At 62.3% G+C, this 17,265-nt stretch carries 20 protein-coding genes; 6 read left to right on the forward strand and 14 right to left on the reverse strand.

The window, feature by feature from the left end:
• Positions 1 to 10: 10 nt before the first annotated feature.
• The 7 genes from AC3DE2_RS09345 to bla all read right to left on the reverse strand — a co-directional run bounded on the left by AC3DE2_RS09345 (position 11) and on the right by bla (position 6,235).
• Positions 11 to 373, reverse strand: coding sequence for a SymE family type I addiction module toxin (locus AC3DE2_RS09345; protein ID WP_488425969.1), 363 nt, complete (start codon positions 371 to 373; stop codon positions 11 to 13).
• 383 nt (positions 374 to 756) lie between these two features.
• Complete coding sequence (locus tag AC3DE2_RS09350) at positions 757 to 2,325, reverse strand: argonaute/piwi family protein (protein ID WP_488425970.1); 1,569 nt, start codon at positions 2,323 to 2,325, stop codon at positions 757 to 759.
• A complete protein-coding gene (locus tag AC3DE2_RS09355) occupies positions 2,312 to 3,676 on the reverse strand; it encodes a toll/interleukin-1 receptor domain-containing protein (RefSeq protein WP_488425971.1) in 1,365 nt (454 codons plus the stop codon). The genes AC3DE2_RS09350 and AC3DE2_RS09355 overlap by 14 nt, the downstream gene beginning before the upstream one ends.
• A 125-nt stretch (positions 3,677 to 3,801) precedes the next feature.
• Complete coding sequence (locus AC3DE2_RS09360) at positions 3,802 to 4,338, reverse strand: restriction endonuclease (protein ID WP_488425972.1); 537 nt, start codon at positions 4,336 to 4,338, stop codon at positions 3,802 to 3,804.
• 134 nt (positions 4,339 to 4,472) lie between these two features.
• Positions 4,473 to 4,766 carry a hypothetical protein gene (locus AC3DE2_RS09365; protein ID WP_488425973.1) on the reverse strand — a complete coding sequence of 98 codons (294 nt, stop codon included), beginning with the start codon at positions 4,764 to 4,766 and terminating at the stop codon, positions 4,473 to 4,475.
• A 113-nt stretch (positions 4,767 to 4,879) separates the two neighbouring features.
• Positions 4,880 to 5,230, reverse strand: coding sequence for a hypothetical protein (locus AC3DE2_RS09370; RefSeq protein ID WP_488425974.1), 351 nt, complete (start codon positions 5,228 to 5,230; stop codon positions 4,880 to 4,882).
• A gap of 123 nt (positions 5,231 to 5,353) precedes the next feature.
• Positions 5,354 to 6,235, reverse strand: coding sequence for a subclass B3 metallo-beta-lactamase (gene bla / locus AC3DE2_RS09375; protein ID WP_488425975.1), 882 nt, complete (start codon positions 6,233 to 6,235; stop codon positions 5,354 to 5,356).
• A gap of 373 nt (positions 6,236 to 6,608) precedes the next feature.
• Between bla and AC3DE2_RS09380 the strand changes: the two genes are divergently transcribed.
• Genes AC3DE2_RS09380 through AC3DE2_RS09390 form a run of 3 tightly spaced genes read left to right on the forward strand, consistent with a single transcriptional unit; the run spans position 6,609 to position 9,347 of the window.
• The gene (locus AC3DE2_RS09380; protein ID WP_488425976.1) at positions 6,609 to 7,760 is read left to right on the forward strand and encodes an SPFH domain-containing protein; all 1,152 of its coding nucleotides are present in this window, start codon (positions 6,609 to 6,611) and stop codon (positions 7,758 to 7,760) included.
• A gap of 22 nt (positions 7,761 to 7,782) precedes the next feature.
• The gene (locus AC3DE2_RS09385) at positions 7,783 to 9,099 is read left to right on the forward strand and encodes a TFIIB-type zinc ribbon-containing protein (protein ID WP_488425977.1); all 1,317 of its coding nucleotides are present in this window, start codon (positions 7,783 to 7,785) and stop codon (positions 9,097 to 9,099) included.
• Positions 9,096 to 9,347 (forward strand): hypothetical protein, encoded by a 252-nt coding sequence (locus AC3DE2_RS09390; RefSeq protein WP_295383168.1) that lies wholly within the window; start codon positions 9,096 to 9,098, stop codon positions 9,345 to 9,347. The genes AC3DE2_RS09385 and AC3DE2_RS09390 overlap by 4 nt, the downstream gene beginning before the upstream one ends.
• Before the next feature lie 73 nt (positions 9,348 to 9,420).
• On the opposite strand, the gene AC3DE2_RS09395 is transcribed toward AC3DE2_RS09390, so the two are convergent.
• Positions 9,421 to 9,831, reverse strand: coding sequence for a hypothetical protein (locus AC3DE2_RS09395; protein ID WP_295383166.1), 411 nt, complete (start codon positions 9,829 to 9,831; stop codon positions 9,421 to 9,423).
• Between the two features lie 161 nt (positions 9,832 to 9,992).
• Positions 9,993 to 10,883, reverse strand: a complete 891-nt coding sequence (locus AC3DE2_RS09400; protein WP_295383165.1) for a hypothetical protein — start codon at positions 10,881 to 10,883, stop codon at positions 9,993 to 9,995.
• Between the two features lie 236 nt (positions 10,884 to 11,119).
• On the opposite strand from AC3DE2_RS09400, the gene AC3DE2_RS09405 reads away from it, so the two are divergent.
• Positions 11,120 to 11,770 (forward strand): glutathione S-transferase family protein, encoded by a 651-nt coding sequence (locus tag AC3DE2_RS09405; protein WP_488425978.1) that lies wholly within the window; start codon positions 11,120 to 11,122, stop codon positions 11,768 to 11,770.
• Positions 11,771 to 11,841: 71 nt separating this feature from the next.
• On the opposite strand, the gene AC3DE2_RS09410 is transcribed toward AC3DE2_RS09405, so the two are convergent.
• The 5 genes from AC3DE2_RS09410 to AC3DE2_RS09430 all read right to left on the reverse strand — a co-directional run bounded on the left by AC3DE2_RS09410 (position 11,842) and on the right by AC3DE2_RS09430 (position 14,982).
• Positions 11,842 to 12,264: an Imm50 family immunity protein gene (locus tag AC3DE2_RS09410; protein WP_295383162.1), complete on the reverse strand. Its 423-nt coding sequence runs from the start codon at positions 12,262 to 12,264 to the stop codon at positions 11,842 to 11,844.
• A gap of 89 nt (positions 12,265 to 12,353) precedes the next feature.
• On the reverse strand, positions 12,354 to 12,965 hold the full coding sequence (locus tag AC3DE2_RS09415; RefSeq protein ID WP_488425979.1) for a DUF1294 domain-containing protein: 612 nt from the start codon (positions 12,963 to 12,965) through the stop codon (positions 12,354 to 12,356).
• A gap of 72 nt (positions 12,966 to 13,037) precedes the next feature.
• Positions 13,038 to 13,814, reverse strand: a complete 777-nt coding sequence (gene map, locus AC3DE2_RS09420) for a type I methionyl aminopeptidase (protein ID WP_488425980.1) — start codon at positions 13,812 to 13,814, stop codon at positions 13,038 to 13,040.
• Entirely contained in the window at positions 13,811 to 14,023 is a 213-nt protein-coding gene (locus AC3DE2_RS09425; protein ID WP_488425981.1) for a ParD-like family protein, read from the reverse strand. The genes map and AC3DE2_RS09425 overlap by 4 nt, the downstream gene beginning before the upstream one ends.
• A gap of 92 nt (positions 14,024 to 14,115) precedes the next feature.
• On the reverse strand, positions 14,116 to 14,982 hold the full coding sequence (locus AC3DE2_RS09430; RefSeq protein WP_488425982.1) for a type II toxin-antitoxin system RelE/ParE family toxin: 867 nt from the start codon (positions 14,980 to 14,982) through the stop codon (positions 14,116 to 14,118).
• Positions 14,983 to 15,136: 154 nt separating this feature from the next.
• Between AC3DE2_RS09430 and AC3DE2_RS09435 the strand changes: the two genes are divergently transcribed.
• Both AC3DE2_RS09435 and AC3DE2_RS09440 read left to right on the forward strand, forming a co-directional pair.
• Positions 15,137 to 15,565, forward strand: a complete 429-nt coding sequence (locus tag AC3DE2_RS09435) for a hypothetical protein (protein ID WP_488425983.1) — start codon at positions 15,137 to 15,139, stop codon at positions 15,563 to 15,565.
• A 170-nt stretch (positions 15,566 to 15,735) separates the two neighbouring features.
• Positions 15,736 to 17,244, forward strand: coding sequence for a serine hydrolase domain-containing protein (locus AC3DE2_RS09440; protein ID WP_488425984.1), 1,509 nt, complete (start codon positions 15,736 to 15,738; stop codon positions 17,242 to 17,244).
• Positions 17,245 to 17,265: the final 21 nt, after the last annotated feature.

The following is a 17,265-nucleotide window of genomic DNA, read 5'->3' on the forward strand; positions in this document are numbered from 1 at the left end:
GCGTCAACCGTCAACCGCGCGTGCGCCGGCTCACCAGCAACACGCCACGCCCGACCGTCACCTGCAAATCGTCACCAACCGCGAAGCCGCATTGCTCCAACCAGCGGCCGGACAGGCGCAGCTTGGGCACGGGGCGGCTGACGACCTGCTCGTCGTGGTGTTCGTCGTAGTACTGGAAGCCCATCGTGCAGCGGTGCGGGATGCGGAAGCGGCGGCGCTGCGGGCGTGGAGGCTTTGCGGGCGGCAGCGGTTCGGGTTGCGCGGTTTCCGTGCCGGGCGGATCTTCCGCGATGGTCCAGACGCAGCGGGCGCGGCGGGGTTTGCGGGAAGACTTGGGCGCGGCAGTGCGCGCCGGTGACTTGCGACGGGTCATGTGGGATTCCTCGGTTTGTCTGGAATCCGTCGCCTCGCTGCTAAACGAGGTGACGGACGGTACGCGGTTAGCAGACCGGACCGAGGACCGGCAGACCTTGCGGTCTCCGCGCACCGCCCGCCATGTAACGGGCATGCATCCATGCGCCGAAGACCGGCATGAAAAAAGCGCCGGTCATCGGTCGATGGGCGCTGGTGCGCCTCGGTGATTCGGGCTGCTAAACCCGGCTGCCGGATTCAGGGCAGCGGGGGAATGGTGCTATGGAGTGAGTGTGACGTCAAATGAATTTGCGAGGTTTCAGAAGGATAAGAGCGATCAACCCTAAGCGGACATTTGGCTACTAGTTGGGGCAATCGCTACACGAATATCAAGCTGTGCTGGCGCTAAATGTAGAACTTGAAAGGCAACATGGGTTCGGAATAGATAGGGGCGGAGACGAGAATGTCGCCTATAGCGTTAGCAAAGCGGATAGTGACTGGCGAACGATCATTGAAGAGGCAAGTGTTAAAGTTGATCTTGCTCAGCGCAAGAACGTCGCCCATGACTGTCTGGATTGATGCATCTCCACGGCGCACGTTGATCCTTAGCGGATTAGGTGTATCCGGCCCCATATACGTGTCCATTCTTGGGACGTAACCGGATGTCCACAAAAACCCCGAACGGTTGCCGGTTATTAAGGCAGTGCCTCTGATAACCGGATATTCGCCGGGCCGGAAGAGCTTCAGTTCATCCCATGCATCGGCAATCTGTACCCCAACGGGGTTTGTTACCGCGCTGCACGCACTAGAAAAACCCTCCCATTCTTCGTCGCTGAATCTTGACTGCGCATGGATGAAAAGCTCTGCAGGATCACGTCCATGCCGTGTGCGATACTCGGTGATTACCGTTGTCGCCAGCCGATGAGCGGCATCGGCATCAAGATGATACTGCCTGTTCTCGGGGTTGTACCAAGGCCCTAGCGCGCCACGGAAAACGACACCTTCGCCATCTGATAAGAACATCTGCGCTGCGCAACAAGCGTGACGGACATCCTCACCTTGAGGTTGCTGCTTATAGACCAAGCCGACATAGCAGACGCCAGGCCGTATATTTGCCAGTTGCCAAGGTCGTCCGCCGCTCTTGTAGTACGAGCCAGTAGATAATTTCCAAGCAACAGTTGCGGGATCTTCCAGTCGGCGCCTTGGGATGTCCGTTCCTTCCTTCACAAAGCGATGTGGTGCAAGAGTCGTCTCACGAACGATCTGTGTCACGATCTTGTGGTCAAGCAAGCGGGCCTTCAGCTGGCGACGGAAGTTCTTGGCGTACTGGTAGACCTCGGCCTGCTTTTCTTGATCGCCGAATAGTGTCGGCTGAACTGCCAAGGTGGCCGCAGCCTTCTCTCCTATAGTGACATTGCCTTGAACTCGCTCCGCCTTTGTTACATTCGATTGCGGCCGGCCCAATTCATATACGAACTCCGGAATAACCACATACCAAAAGCTGGGTGGGTCTTCTGACCTTTTTGTTTCTGCGATAAGTCGCTCGACAAAAACGTCGACAAGCTCTTTCACCGCTTCAAACCTGTTGCCAATGCGCGCTTTCCGATAGAGGTCATCTTCGTCGATATCAGTAATTGCATGGGACGGCGATTTCGTCCATTGCGAGTGAAAAGCCTCGGAGAATCCCGGAAAGGGAACATGCTGCGGGGCGTTTTCCTTTGACGCACGCCCCCGTGGCGGAACGTCAATGAAGGCGGAAACTTTGGCCGCCCACTCCTGAAAGCACTCCAGCGACTTCTTCGTCCCTATGAATCCATATCGAATCTTGCGCGGCGAACTATCCGCGTCGACTGGTCCGAATAGATAGAGGCCATCTCGCGGGTACTCTATCTGCTGACCGAACCGGAATTCTAGCGTGGGTTCAGCTATGTGGATGAGCCGCGGCCTCGTGGGATCCTGCTTAATCGTCTTCATTGAATTCCTCATCCCAGTAATCTAGCTCCACATCGGGATCATCTTCGTCCAACTCGACATCACCCGCGTCAACTACGCCAACAGGCGACGTAAAGCAAACCGGCGGTAGCGACGCAATCAAGTCGAAATCTGGGGAGACAGGAAAAGCTATTTCGCTCCTCCCATCAGACACCCACCACAAATAGGCAAGCTGCATGTCTCGCCAGCGCGCATTTCGCCAGCCCTTTGCAAACGATCGCCGAAGCCGATGCATCTTCTTCGGGTCGTCGATAGCGTCCAGGCCATTAGTCGAGAAAATGAGTCTGGCCGATATGCGGAAGTGATGCTTGGGCGCGTCACGAATCTGTCCATTCATAGCGTAATGCCAGAACATGCGACGCTTCTCTGACTGACCCATAATTTGGCGCGATCCTTGGAGCTCGTTCCATGCAAAGCTGACTTGAGTCTTCGGAGCGGTCTTTATATCTCCCCACCATGAATGCCTACCCTTTGCATCTTCAAAGAATGCAAGGCCTCGCCGTTGCATGTAGAGATCGAACGCCTGATTTCCAAGGTCGGCGAAAATTCGGTTGGCCTCAAACCATTCAACGCCTAGCTCACTCCATCCGTCACTCAAAAAAGTGTCAAGACTTAGCTTTGCTTTAATTTTTGCGGGAACGGAAGGCGATATTTCACCGACCGTATTCGGCATAGTAAAAGTCAATACACCGCCTCGAAACGGCACTATGGGCCATCCACCCAAAGTGCGCGCTTGGAATTTTTCGAGGGGAAATCCGGCAGGCGGCTCACAGTAGTAGACCGTCAACGGCATTGAGCGGAAGTGTAACCAATTTGAGATAAGCCGTTCACTGCGCTTGATAAGACGTGCCGCACCAGTTGTTTGGTTTGATAACCATTGATCCATCTTTCGATTTGGTTCGCGGGAAATTGCATGATTCTCAGCTAACAGGTCTCTAAGCTCAGCGAACCCGGCAGCCCATCCTTGAGAGAAATTTATCCACTGCGCGTGTGCGATTTGAAAGCTTGCCTCATACGGTTGCAGGCGCAGAGGAATAATGAATTCAGCATCTCCAATGCTCTTTCCAACCTGAGATCCAATAGTTATTTCATTGCGAACGCCTTGTTTTGCCAAGCCAATTGGAGTGCAAACTAGAAGCATCTTGATTGCGCGATGTCGCAAGGCTTCCTCAAGCCTTCGCTCCCAATCCATTCCACCGCGAAACTCCAAAAGATCTGCCCATACTTCATAACCCAACGCTGTCAACTTCGCACCCAGCCAGCGCACAAACGCGTTGTCTTCCGGATTCGCATGAGAAATGAAAAGAGAGGTTCTAGGAATAGGTGTGTCCATGTGCCCGAGCCTAAGCATTAAGATCCATTTGCGCTAAAGAGCGTGGCGGATGTTGTTTTGCGTCATGATGCTGGCAAATTTATCGCTCGGTTGATATTGGACTAAGTGATCAGTTCTAGGACCAGTTATCTCACCGATTGCGACAATTCATCCGCCCGGTGATGGGCCATCAGCCCATACATCTCCCGCACCACATTGACCGGCACGCGCTGGCGTCGCCATTGCTTGCACTGCACCAGGATGCGTCGGCCATCGCGACGCAGAATCAGATCGATGCCGCCGTCGGCGTCGCCCAGGCCGGTTTCCTCGACGCTGCAGCCGCGACGGCGGAAGGCTTCGCCGACCAGCCGTTCGAAGTCGCGCCAGCCCAGTGCGGCGACGTTTTCCAGACCGGTGCGGGTATCCAGCAGCTGGCGGGTGCGCCGCGCCCTGAAAAATGAGGCAAGCGCGCCGATGGCGCACAGGGCAAGGAACAGCCAGGTGAGCAACCCGAAAGGATTGGACGCACCGGCGAACGCCTGCGCGAAAGGCCGGCCCTGACGGGCGAACCACATCGGTACGGCGTGAGCGAGCGCGAGATAGCCCAGCGCACCGATCACCAGGCCGACCGACCAAGGCAGGCCGGCCAGCACGTCGATGAGATTGCGTTTACCACGTCCCATGTGGCCTTCCCCATTACCCCGAGGCGGACCATAGCGCGAATCAGTGCGCTATTGAAGGGTGCAGCCGCGCCGTTTATCGGGTGACGTGCCGCCTTCGCTGGTATCGGTCCGGTTGTTTGAAGAGACGCCTTGAATTACCGGATGCCCAACCGCACCAATGTCTGGGAAAGGGAAAGCTGATTGCAGCCGCAGTCGTAAAGCCTACCGTTGGCGTCCAGATTTCCCAGCTCGAAACCTTCTTCGACGTCCTCGAAATAGAGAAGCCCATTGGGAAGATGGGCCACGACCAGCACATGCTCCAGTCCATATCGACGCTGGAACGGCACCGCATAGGGCACTACTCGATAGGTGTCGAAATACGTCCGTTGGGCTTGTGAACACTCATTGAGCTGACTGGTCACGAGCGCTTCCAGTTCGTTGACGGACATCGGCTCCCAGGATTTCAGACTGAACTCCTTTACGCGGACAGAGACAATATAGACATCACTCGAGCAGGATCTATTGGTCCCGTCGTGCTGTCGGGAACGTTCCAAGAACCGAACTACCCCTTGATACGGTAGGCGAATACGCCACTTCGGACAGGGGTATAAGTGGGGTCGGTTCCAGCCCGCGGCGCAAAGTCAGGATTTCGGGGTACGAAAAGTCCGCGCTCGTCGGCGAAGGACGATGAGATGACTAAGTAGAGCCCCTCATTCGTAACGTATACCCGAGTGGGTTCCAGATCGGAAAGTGGAGACGACCAACTATCCGGTGAAAGCTCGCCCTTTCCAGCGGTCTTCAATATTTTTGAAGCGTCCTGGGCAAATGCCACCCGTTCTTCTTCATTGGGCGCGGAACCGCACCCCGTCAAGGTGGCGACAACGAAGAGAAACGGAATCAATGCGGTCTTCATGCAGGCAAACCCCCATTGTGCGGGGAGAGTATAGCCGCATGCTGTTCGGACCAGCGCCGTCATTCACACGTGCATACGGGGGCCGCGCGCCGCTTTGTCCAAACGCTTCACGGACTCCCTCAGTCAAGGCCGCTTCGCGGCTTCCTGTTCCTCCAACGCGTCCTCGAACGCCGCCTTGAAGTCCGCCACCAATGTGGAAAGCAGGCCGTGTTCGACAAACGCATCCGCTTTCCCCGCATCGCGCTTGGCCGCCCGCTCCAGCACATCCGCCATCTCCGGGTGGCTGGTCAGCACGATGTCCGCGCGCATTGCGGCGAGTTTGGCGAAGGTGGCGCGGTAGTCGTCGGCGATGCCGGGATAGGCCTTGTTGCCGACCAGGGTGTTGCCGGCCACGGTGATGCTGCACAGGAACAGCACCCGGCGCGGGGTGCCGCGGTCGTCCACGGTCATGCTCCAGCTGGTGCAGCCGCGGGTGTGGCCGGGGGTGAGGTGGGCGGTCAGTTCGACTTCGCCCAAGCGGACGGTCTGGCCGTCCTGGATGACCTCGTCCACCGGGATGGGATCGAAGGGCATGACGCCGTAGTTGTTGTCGCCCTCGTTCCTGCCGTTCTCCAGTGCCCAGCGGTCGCCTTCGCTGGCGAGGAAGCGCGCGCCGGTGTCCCGCTTGAGCTGCGCCATCGCGCCGACGTGGTCGGCATGGGCGTGGTCGCTGAGCAGCAGCTTCACTTCGCGCAGCGGCACGCCCAGGCTTTCGATGTTGCGCTCGATCTGGCCGGCGTTCTGCGCCAGCGTGGCGTCGATCAGGATGGCGCCGTCACGGGTGGTGATGAGGTAGGCGGCCAGCCCCTGGGTGCCGACGTAGTGGACATTGCCGGCGATGCGGAAGGGTTTGACCGGCGCGGACCATTCCGGCGGATCCTGCGCCAGGACCGGCGGCGCCGTGACGGCCGCGATGACCAGCGTGAAAACCCGAAGCGCCGAACGAAACCCATCAACTGCGTTCATGCCACTGCCATCCTCTGTCTGGAAGGACGAGGACATTGCCCGGGCAAGCTTCGGCGCACAAATGACCAAAACTTGTGCGACGCATGAGTTGTTCTAATGGTGTGGCGGAGGAGTGGGTGGCGATTTTTGGGGGCTTGTTTTGTTCCGCATGCGTCTTGTGGGAGCGACGTGAGTTGCGATGGGGGTTGGGGGAAGGCTTCGCGACTTACGTCGCTTCTACGGGTGCTTGCTTCTGCGGCGGCCTTGTTCCTGTTCATGAGAGGCGGGAGCGGCCTGTTGGCATGACTTTCAGCCTTTTCTGTAGTCATGGCGCTGCTATAGTTCCGCCCATCCACGGGCGCGGTGCCCGTCATGAAATGGAAGGGAGTTTGTCATGGGTCTTGTACAGGCGGTGACGGGAGCGGTCGGTGGCGTGCTGGCGGACCAGTGGAAGGACTTCTACACCGTGCCGGAAGGCCTGCCGGCGACGGCGGCGCTGTTCGCGGCGGTGCCGCGCGGGACCAATGCGGGGCGGGGTTCCAACACCCGTGGCTCCTCCAACATCATCACCAACGGCTCGAAGATTGTCGTGCCCGAGGGTTACGGGCTGCTGCTGATGCAGGACGGCGCGGTGACCGGGTTCGTCGCCGAGCCGGGCGGCTACGAGTGGCGCTCGGACGACGTGAACTCGCAGTCCATCTTTGCCGGCGACGGCCTGGTCAGTCCGTTGATCAAGCAGAGCTGGGAGCGCTTCAAGTTCGGCGGCCAGCCGGGTTCGCAGCAGGCGGCGTTCTTCGTGTCGTTGAAGGAGCTGCCGGACAACCGCTTCGGCACCCAGTCGGAAATCTATTGGGACGACGGCTTCCTCAATACCCAGGTGGGCGCGGTGACGCGTGGTTCCTACACGCTGAAGATCGTCGACCCCATCCTGTTCGTGAAGAACTTCGTGCCGGCGCGCTACCTGCAGCCGGGCGAGGTGTTCGATTTCACCGACATGGACAACGCCGCCGCCAGTCAGTTGTTCAACGAGGTGGTGGGTTCGCTGGCGCCGGCTTTCAGCCTGTATACGAACGATCCGGCCAAGGGCAATCGCATCACCAAGCTGCAGCAGGATTCGCTGGGCTTTGCGAAGAGCCTGTCCGAGGCGGTGGAGCAGGGCTACCAGTGGAATTCGGATCGCGGGCTGGCCATCGTCAAGACCGCGGTCGTGTCGATCGAGTACGACGCGAACACCCGCGAGCTGCTGAAGACCGTGCAGCGCGCCGACGCGCTGTCGGGCGGACGCGGCAATTCCAACCTGCAAGCGAGCGTGGCGCAGGGCATCCAGTCGGCCGGCGAGAACGGCGGCGCCGCCGGGCTGGTTGGACTGGGCATGGCGACCGGCATGGTCGGCGGCGTCGGCAGCCTGCAGCAGCCGGTGGCCCCGGCCACGCCGGCGGCGGAAGATCCGGTCGCCCGGCTGAAGAAGGCCAAGGAAATGCTGGACCTGGGCCTCATCACCCAGGCCGACTACGACGCGCTCAAGGCCAAGGCGCTGGGCCTGTAAGCACGCGGGACGCAGCACGACCATGTCCGACCCCAAGACCCCGCCGCCGTTGCCGGCGGCGCCCGTGACCGGCCCCGGCTCGCCACGCGACGTGCCGCCCCTGCCCGGCCAGTTTCCGGTCGATCCGGCCAGCTTGCCCGGCGCAATCCGCGAAGAACTGGAGGCGCCGGATCCGGTGGCGCTGGACACGGCGTCGGCCGAGCTCCGCGACGGCCTGAACCGCTGCCCGAAGTGCGGCGCCACCGATGTCCGGCTCAAGCTCGGCACCGACCTGCTGGTCTGCCAGTACTGCCGCCACGAGTGGCACGGCGCGCGGGTGGAGGAAGCGTTCGGGCTGGGCGAAGGCATCGACCGGCTGCGCGGCACCGTCATCGCCTCGGGCGCGCGCGACATCGACGCCGGCGCGGCCAGCCTGATGAGCTTCAAATGCACCGGCTGCGGCGCCGAGGTCACCGTCAACACCGAGAGTACGATGACGGCGCGCTGCCACTGGTGCCGCCATGTGTTCGGCGTCAACGAGCAGGTCGCCAACGGCGCGGTGCCCGACGCGGTGCTGCCGTTCCATATCGGCAAGGAGGATGCGGTGGCGCGCATCCGCCAGTTCGTGGACAAGCGGCAGCTGTTCGCGCTGAAGGCATTCAAGGAACAGTTCACCCCGGAGAACGTGGTCGGCGTCTACCTGCCCTACATGATCGTCGACGGCAACGCGAGCGCCGCCGTGATCGGCAAGGGCGAGATCAAGACCCGCGAATACACGCGCGGCTCCGGCAACAACCGCAAGACCTATTACGACGCCGACGTGTACCAGGTGAAGCGGGCGGTGGATTTCACCGTGGACGACCTGCCGCTGGAATCGTCCTCCGAGCGCGGCAACCTGGATACCCGGGTCAACACCAACAACATCATCAACACCATCCTGCCGTTCGACACCAAGAACGCGTTGAAATGGAATGCCTCCTACCTGCTGGGTTTCAGCTCGGAGAAGCGCAACCTTGACGTGGAACGGATGCGGCCACGCCTGGAAGACCAGCTGCTGTCGATCGCGCGGGCCCAGGTCGAAGACTCGGTGGAGCGCTATGACCGCGGCGTGCGCTGGGAACGCGAGCAACTGGAAGTCCACGGCACCCGCTGGGTGTCGATGTACCTGCCGGTGTGGCTCTACTCCTACCACCAGCCCGGCAGCAACGGCGGCATGCTGCACTACATCGCGGTGAACGGCCGTACCGGTGAAACCATGGGCAGCGTGCCGGTGCAGCAGTGGAAGCTGCTGCTGGCCGCGCTCACCACCGGCACGATCATCGAATCCCTTGTCCTTTGGTTCCTGGTGGTGGGCTCATGAGCGATGACGGTGGACTCTGGCTGCTGGCGGCCGGCCCGGTCGGCGCGACGGCGCTCTATTGGGCCCTGTATCGGTATTACCGCAACACCGACAAGTCGCACGCGTTCGAACGCGAAACCACGGTCGAGGCCAAGCCGGTGACCGGCTCGGACACCAAGGTGGATACCGTCACCGGCACGCGCGAGACCCGCATCAGCGGCGACAACGTGCATGACTATCGGGCGCGGGTGCAGCGGGATGGTGGGTAGGTACCGATCGCCCTGCTATGCCTGCCGGGAATCAGACGACGGATTACCAACGGCATTACCTTCTCGCATGGGCTTACGGCTTGATATGGTGCGTCGCTTCAATCACCGCCGGGAACCCCTTCTCCGCGAATGATTCCGGCGGTGGCGGCCCTTTTATTCGTGTCATACCTTCCGCGTAGCACCGCGTGTATTCATTCCGGTCCTTCTCCGCCACCGTGACATGGGTGACGCTGCCCGTGGCGTCGATATCGAACACCAGCGTGAAGATCTCTGCTTCGCCTTTCCTGCCCAGACGGGAACAGTCACTGTATATTTTTTCGAAGGCCGCGTTCGTTTCGGGCATGTATCGCATCAGGTAGTCGCGTCCGGCAGGCGATGAGCGCTCGACCTTCCTTGCGCGCGCGACACGTTCGTCGAAGTCATCCCCCGCATGCGCCACTCCCGTGGACAAAAGCAGTGTCAGGAGAAATGCAGACTTGAGCATCGGAAGCTCGCGGTTGCCAGGCTTTCATCAGCCTAGCGGGCACGCCGCTCTCCGGTCAATCGCTGCTTCGGCAGGCGGCGCGGCTCTCGGGATTCACGGCTAAAGGGCCTCGAACGCCATCTCTTGTCGCGCCCAGTAGGCGAATGCATCCGACCGCCTTGTCAGGGCACTTCCCCCTCGCCTGCTTTCGGCGCGAATCGGCCCGTCCTGGTGTAGTACTCCAGCATGTATCTGTCGACCGCATGCACACCTGCCTTGCCCCAGGTATCACCGACCTTGGGCATGAAGTACACGAACTTCTCGTCTTCGCCCAAGCGGTACACCTTGGAGTTCATGGCCTCCCGATCATATGGATAGTCCATCTTGATGATCTGCAGGGTCGAAGGGTCCCGGGGAAAGGGTTGGGATACGTCCGCCAGCATGACGTGGATGGCTTCCTGCAGCGCGAGGTCAACGGTGCGGCGCAGCTCCGCGCCTCCGTCGGCCGACCAGCCACCGTCACCCTCCATTGGCCGGGCCGGTCCCCACGACGCGAAGTAGTTCGTCTGCCAGGTCGCGTGATGGATCCCCGCCGGGACCAGGCCGGCCTTGAGCCACACATAGGGCCGTGCGTATGCCTGGTCGTGGGTGAAGTTGAGGATCACCGTCACCCACACCTGCAGGCGCGATGCCCCATCGGGCGCGAACGTATTCACCGATCCCGGCGACATCTGCGCGAGTCGGGTCTGGGTGATTTCGCGCGCACGATCATTCAACTGGAAATGCAGGGCGACCTCCGGGTTGTTCTTCAGCAGGCGCTTGCTCGCCACATTGCTCCGCGCCGTGTCGATGAGCGCACCCAGAAGACCGCCCACCAGCACCGAGCCAGCAGAGTAATGGTCGCCCGCCACGATGAGTTGGCTGTCCGGCACGCGCACCGTATCCGCCGGAAGTTGCATCGCGCCCATGGGTTCGTCGACATACTCGATCTGCACCGAGGTGAGCATTTTGATGGCGGGCTTCGATTTGCCACCGAAACCCACCAACCCTAGCGCCGCGACGACCACGATCATGCTCAGCCAACGTCGTGCCTGCATCCTTGTCCCCTCGATTTCGCTACCCCATAGCCGGTTCCCTAAACCAGCGGGCTAACGATATCGCGGCCCCGCTCGGGGCGCCATCCGATTCGAAAACCCGCATCAACAGCCTGTCGATCCCTGACCCCGCTGTTCGTCTATCCAGGAAAGGCCGGGCATTCGACCCCGACGAACCCGACGTAATCGCGCCATCCGCCCCAAGGAGTCCTCCCATGTACCCCACCATCACCGCCTTTGAAACCTCGCCGGATCGCGGCCAGGGCCTGGCCCGCGACATGCGCGTGCGCTGGGCGCTGGAAGAAGTCGGCCAGCCCTACGAGGTGCGGCTGCTCTCCTTCAAGGAGATGAAGGAACCGGCCTATCTGGCCTTGCAGCCGTTCGGGCAGATCCCGACCTATCGGGAAGGCGAACTGGTGCTGTTCGATTCGGGCGCCATCGTGTTCCACATCGCCGAGCGCCACGCCGGTCTGTTGCCGTCCGACACGAATGCCCGCGCGCGGGCGATCACCTGGATGTTCACGGCGGTCAGCACGATGGAGCCACCGGTGGTCGAGCACGGCATGATGAAGATCGCGGAGAGCGGCGAGCCCTGGTTCGAACCGCGCATGGCCCTGCTCGAGCCACGCGTGCACGCACGTCTTGCCCAGTTGTCCGCGCACCTGGACGACGCCAACTGGCTGGACGGCGCCTTCAGCGCCGCTGATCTGCTGATGATCTCGGTGCTGCAGCGGCTGCGGAGTTCGAAGCTGGTGGACGGGTATCCGAACCTGGCCGCCTACGTGGCACGTGGCGAAGCGCGGCCTGCATATCAGCGCGCGTTTGCCGCGCAGCTGGCCGTGTTCGAGGCGTCGCAGGCGAGGTGAAGGGCGCCGCGTCTTGCCCGCGGGTTTTCATGTCGGGGTCCTGTTCGTCGAAGGGTTTGAATCCAGCTCGCTCAAGTGGAGCAGATGCTGTATCGCGGGATGCCGGGTTCCACGCTCAGCACCGATGCGGAACGACATTGGAAGGCGCAATCCAGACCGTAGGCAGCTTCGAAGTTCACGGCCAGGCGGTCGCCGTCGATGGCCTCAATCCGCAGCCTGTTTATCGCGTTCTGGTGGTTGAAGCCATCCAGCTCCAGGGCCTCGACTCTCTCGAACAGCATCGTCACCAGTGAATGGTCGGTAGTGACGTATCGGCCCCTATCATCGATTTCGGAAGTCACCCGAAAAGCATGGATCTTGACCCGGGCGCTCGGGAATGCGCTGGACTCGCCAGCCCGCATGAGTGACAGCTCGACGACTTCGGCGTCATGAAAGTTCGGCCAGTACCCGAAAACGGATGTGACGGCTTCCGAGTTATGGATCTCAATATCCATGGAAAGGTCCTGACGACATGATCTTCTTTTGCAGCTGGTGGTGGTGCGGTCGATTCAAGCCCGCAGTTGCGCGCACCGGGATCAAATGATCATTCCGCAAACAAAGCGCCGGACAGCCACTGCGCCTTGCCACTTCCGATGAGCCAAGCAACGCCTGCCAGGTTCAGGACGACCGTCACCCAGTAGCTGGTCTGGAACGTGGCCTTCGCCGTCTTGTGCCGGAACTGCTGCTGGGCGACGAGACCGCCGGGCCAGCCGCACAACAAATCGATCAGGTGCAGGGTGGACTCGGGGGTGCGGCGATATCCCTTTTCCGCGGCGGCCTTGTCCAGGCAGTACATCATGTACGACACCAGGCTGGCCGCGAGGTAGGCCAGGAAGACGAGGATGGGCGATTTCCCGAGGTAGGTGGCGAGCGCCAGCAGCGAGAAGAAGACCAGCGCCATCGGCCAGGCGGGGAGCCGCACGCTGCTTGCCGGCACCGCGATCTTCTGGCCGGCAAAGCGGACGGTCCTTGCATTCAGGCGGCCCTTCGCGTCCCGCGTGGTTTCGTAGGAAATCAAATCGCCGACAACCGGCTGTCGCGAGCCGCGCTGGAATTGGCTGGCATGGACAAAGGCGCGATCGCCGCCGCCACTGGGAACGACGAACCCGAACCCACGTTCATCATTCCATTCGGTGATGCGTCCTGCGTGCCTCACGAGAAACTCCGTCGTGCCGCCACTTCCCGCCGCCAATCCTAAGGGCGGCTCATTCGGCCGACAAGCCGGCCTTCAATCCACATCGAACGGCGGCTTCTCCCCGGCCCGCAGCGTCAGCACCCGCGCGCCGGTCCGGGTCACCGCCACGGTATGTTCGAACTGCGCCGACAGCTTGCCGTCGCGGGTGTATACGGGCCATTCGTCCGGATGCGAGCGAATCGCTGCCCTGCCCTGGTTGAGCATGGGTTCGATGGTGAAGACCATGCCTGCTTCCAGTTCCAGGCCGGTACCCGGCCTGCCGTAGTGGAGGACCTGCGGGTCCTCATGCATCTCGCGACCGATGCCGTGCCCGCAGTATTCCTTGACCACGCTGTAGCCGTGGGCCCTGGCGTATTGCGCGATGGCGTGGCCGACATCACCCAGGCGCGCGCCGGGGCGCACGGCGGCGATGCCGCGCCACAGGGCCTTGTACGTGGTCGCCACCAGCCGGCGTGCGGGATAGGCCACCTCGCCGATCAGGTAGGTGGTGCTGGAGTCGGCGATGTAACCGTTCTTCTCCAGGGTGATGTCCAGGTTGACGATCTGGCCGCTGCGCAGTACGTCGTCCCGGGACGGCATGCCGTGGCAGACGACATCGTCGATGGAGGCATTAAGCACGTACGGAAATCCGTACTGTCCCCTGCTGGCGGGGCGTGCCTTCAGGTCGTCGACGATCATGCGTTCGACGAGATCATTGATGTCGAGCGTGCTACAGCCTTCCAGCTTCGTCCGGTCCAGCACGTCGAAGACACTTGCCAGCAGCGCACCGGCTTCGGCCATCAACTCGACTTCGGCGGCGCTCTTGATCACGTGCGCGACTGCCGCAGCGGTTGCGGCTTCACCCCGGCGGCACGCAGCTCGCTGGCGACAATCTCCTGGAAACTGAGCTCCGGATTCATTTCGCAGAGCATGCCGACCTTGATCCAGAAGCTGGCCTGGGCATTGATGGAGCGGTTGCTCACGGTGCAGGCGCGCCGCAGCTGGTCGTGCAGATCATCATCGATGTTGACGATGCCCATGAGTGTGCTCGATTGAATAATATACGAATCATATATGGTTCGTATATTCCGTTCAATGGCTCCGAAACAACGTCAGCGCGATGCGCGCAGGTTCACCGATACGGCCCCGGTCCCTGCCAGACCAGTTCGCCCTGCTTGTAGACCCGCAGCATGGTGACGGCCTGGCGGGCGTCGCCGATGGCCTGCATTTCCGGCGAATCCGGATCCAGCGCGCGGCATTTGCCGGAGCCGCGCCGCAATGCGATCTCCAGCGGGCAGACCATGTAGTAGCGCGTGCCCGGCAGGGGAATGGACAGCTCCTTCATGCCCTGCTCGGCCCAGGCGCGCAGACGGGCTTCGCTGAGCACGTCGTAATAAACCAGGTAGCCACCCAGCTCCATGCTGGGTCCGTTGGCGGCGGCATCGCGCCCGCGGCCGTTGCGGATGGCGGGGCTGTTCGACAGGCCTGCGTTCTCGGGGGCCAGGTCCTGGGCGACCAGGCCCGGTGGGCGGCCCGTCCAGGTTTCGGGGCGACGCCGCGCCGAGGAGGACGCGCGGGGAGGCTGCGGCGGGGATTCGCTGGGACGCTCGACGAACTGCGGCACGCGCCGCGTGCTCTGGCTGTCCGAAGGCGTGGCCGACTCGGGCGGCAACGGGTCTTCGGCGCGATCGACCAGGGTGGATTGGAGGCGCGAGGCCGCGGGCGGCGGCGGAATGGGTTCGGGCGGACGCGTCGGGGGCGGGCTCGGCGGTGCTTCCACGGGATTGTCCGACTGATTCGGCTCGCCGATGAAGTCCACCCGCACCCGGCTGCCACCGGCGGCGCTCTGCGGCGTGGTTATCGTGGGCTTGGACGAATACAGCAGGATCAGCACCATCAGCAGATGCAGCAGCGCGCTGAAGATCGCGGCTATCCACGATTGCAGGCGTTCGACCCTGGGGGCTGTCGCCCAGGTCTGCACGCGGGTCAGTTTGCTCATGCCGCCGTGGATGCGTCGGGGGTGCGGGCCTTCATGGACGGGTTCGACAGCAGGCGACGTGGGAAGTGCCGCATCGTAACCCGAGCCGGGCCGGACACGGCTCCCATCGATGGGAATGGCTTGGGATTCAGGCCTCCCGCCAGCGGTTCCCGTCATGACCGATATGCGTACCGGGCTTGTCATCGCTTTCCTGGGGGTGTGGCTGGGTGCTTGCGGCGACGCGCGGGCGGACAACTGCGGAAAAGTCGTCCACGTGGACAATCGCACGAGCCGGCCGGTCGTCGTGGTGATCAAATCCTTTTACGGATCAGGTTTCGGGCGGCCCGGCCCAAACGACTTCGCACCCCAGACCCACTGGCGTCCGGGCACCATGCCATTTGTCAGCGTCCACCAGGTGCCACTTGGGCCGGGAGGGGCTGATAACGTGTTTCTCCGGACCCTGTGCCGCGCTCCCGACCGCAGGCACTGGATCAATGGGTCCTATTCCATCGACGGGGTCGCCAGGGTGTCCGGACAGGAGAATCTGATGGGAGTAAGTGCGAGCATCATCGTCGAACCCGCGAATCAGGAGATATCCGATTAACTCTTGATGCCGTCTGCACGCAAGGGGAAGAACCGGTTCGATGCGCGCTCCATTTCATTCCTTTTTCCAACGCTGGCGGCCTCGACCATGAGCCGGCTCCGCCTTCGGATTAAACCTCTTCCCCAATGCCCGCATCCCACACACAACGATCGCGTACCCGGAAGCCGCCCATGAATGCAGCACGCACGCTTCGCCTGCTTTTCCTGCTCTTCGTCGCCACGCTGTGGATACCGGCCGCGTTCGCCGCCGGCGCGGCGGCATCGGACCCCTACGCTGCCATCCGGGCCGACATCGAGAAGGAAGTCGCCGCCGGCCGGCTGACCGGCATCTCGGTGGCGGTGGTGAAGGACGGCCGGATCCTGTGGGAGCAGGGCTTTGGCTGGGCGGATCGCGCGGCGCGCAGGCCGGCGACGGCGCACACCGCGTTCTCGGTGGCCTCGACCACCAAGCCGTTCACCACCCTGGCCGCGATGATGCTGGCGGCGGAAGGCAAGCTGGCGCTGGATCGCCCGGCGAATGATTACCTGGGTGCGGAGAAGATCGTCGATGCAGGCGGTCCTGCCGACGAGGTCACCGTGCGCCGGCTGGCGACGCATTCGTCGGGCCTGCCGACCATGTTCGCGATGTATCCCGAAGGCGGAGCCGGCCAGCAGCCGACCATTCCGGAACTCGTTCGCGATTACGGCCACCTGGTCGCGCCCGTCGGCGAGCGCTACGAATATTCCAACGTGGCCATGGGCATCCTGGGCGGAATCGTCGCGCGGCAGTCTGGCCAGGAACTCGGCGGGTTCCTGCGCGATCGCATCCTGCTGCCGCTGGGCATGAAGGACAGCTTCTTCGACACCGATCTCTCGCGCCGCGCCGAGATGGCCGTTCGCTACGCCGACGACGGCAAGCCGCTGCCGTTCTACCTGACCGCCACGCCGGGATCCGGCGAGTTGTATGCCAGCGCGCATGACCTGGCTCGCTTCGCGATGCTGCACCTGGGCGGCAAGGGGCTGGATGCCTCCGCGAGGATCCTGGATCAGGCACGCCTGGACGAACTGCATCGCCCGGCCACGCAGGTCGCCCCGCGTTTCCATTACGGGATGGGCTGGGAGATCTATGACGAACCCGGCCAGATCGGCGTGCTGCATCATGGCGGCGGACAGGCCGGCGTGAATGCGGAATTCGTGCTGGTGCCCTCGGCCGAGGCCGCCGTGATCGTGCTCAGCAACCGGCGCGGCGAACACAATTTCATCGACGGCGTACGCGACCGCCTGCTGAAAACGGTGGTGCCCGGCTGGACCACTTTGCCCCGCCCGGCGAACCCGCCGCTGGTGCCGCTTCACCCCCTGAAGGACTACCGCGGCACCTGGCGCGGGACGCTGCTCGCCCAAGGCAAGCGCCTGCCGACCGTGCTGACCATTTCGGATGAGGGCAAAGCCACGATGTCGGTTGGCGACGGTCCGGCCAACCCGATTGCCGATTTCGGCCTGATCGACGGCCTGGTGTCGGGCGAGGTCAAGGGCGACGTCGGCAGCCCCGATACACGCCGCGAAAACCTGGATCAGCTGTCCTTGGCGCTGAAGCTGCGTGGCAATCGGATCGACGGCGAAATCGTCGCCTGGCGCAAGACCTCGGAGAACATGAACATGTTTCCGTACTGGACGGATCTGGAGCGCGTATCGAACGACTGAAACGGCGCCATCGAAGGCGGT

It is taken from the genome of Pseudoxanthomonas sp. 68-E7 (assembly GCF_057773145.1).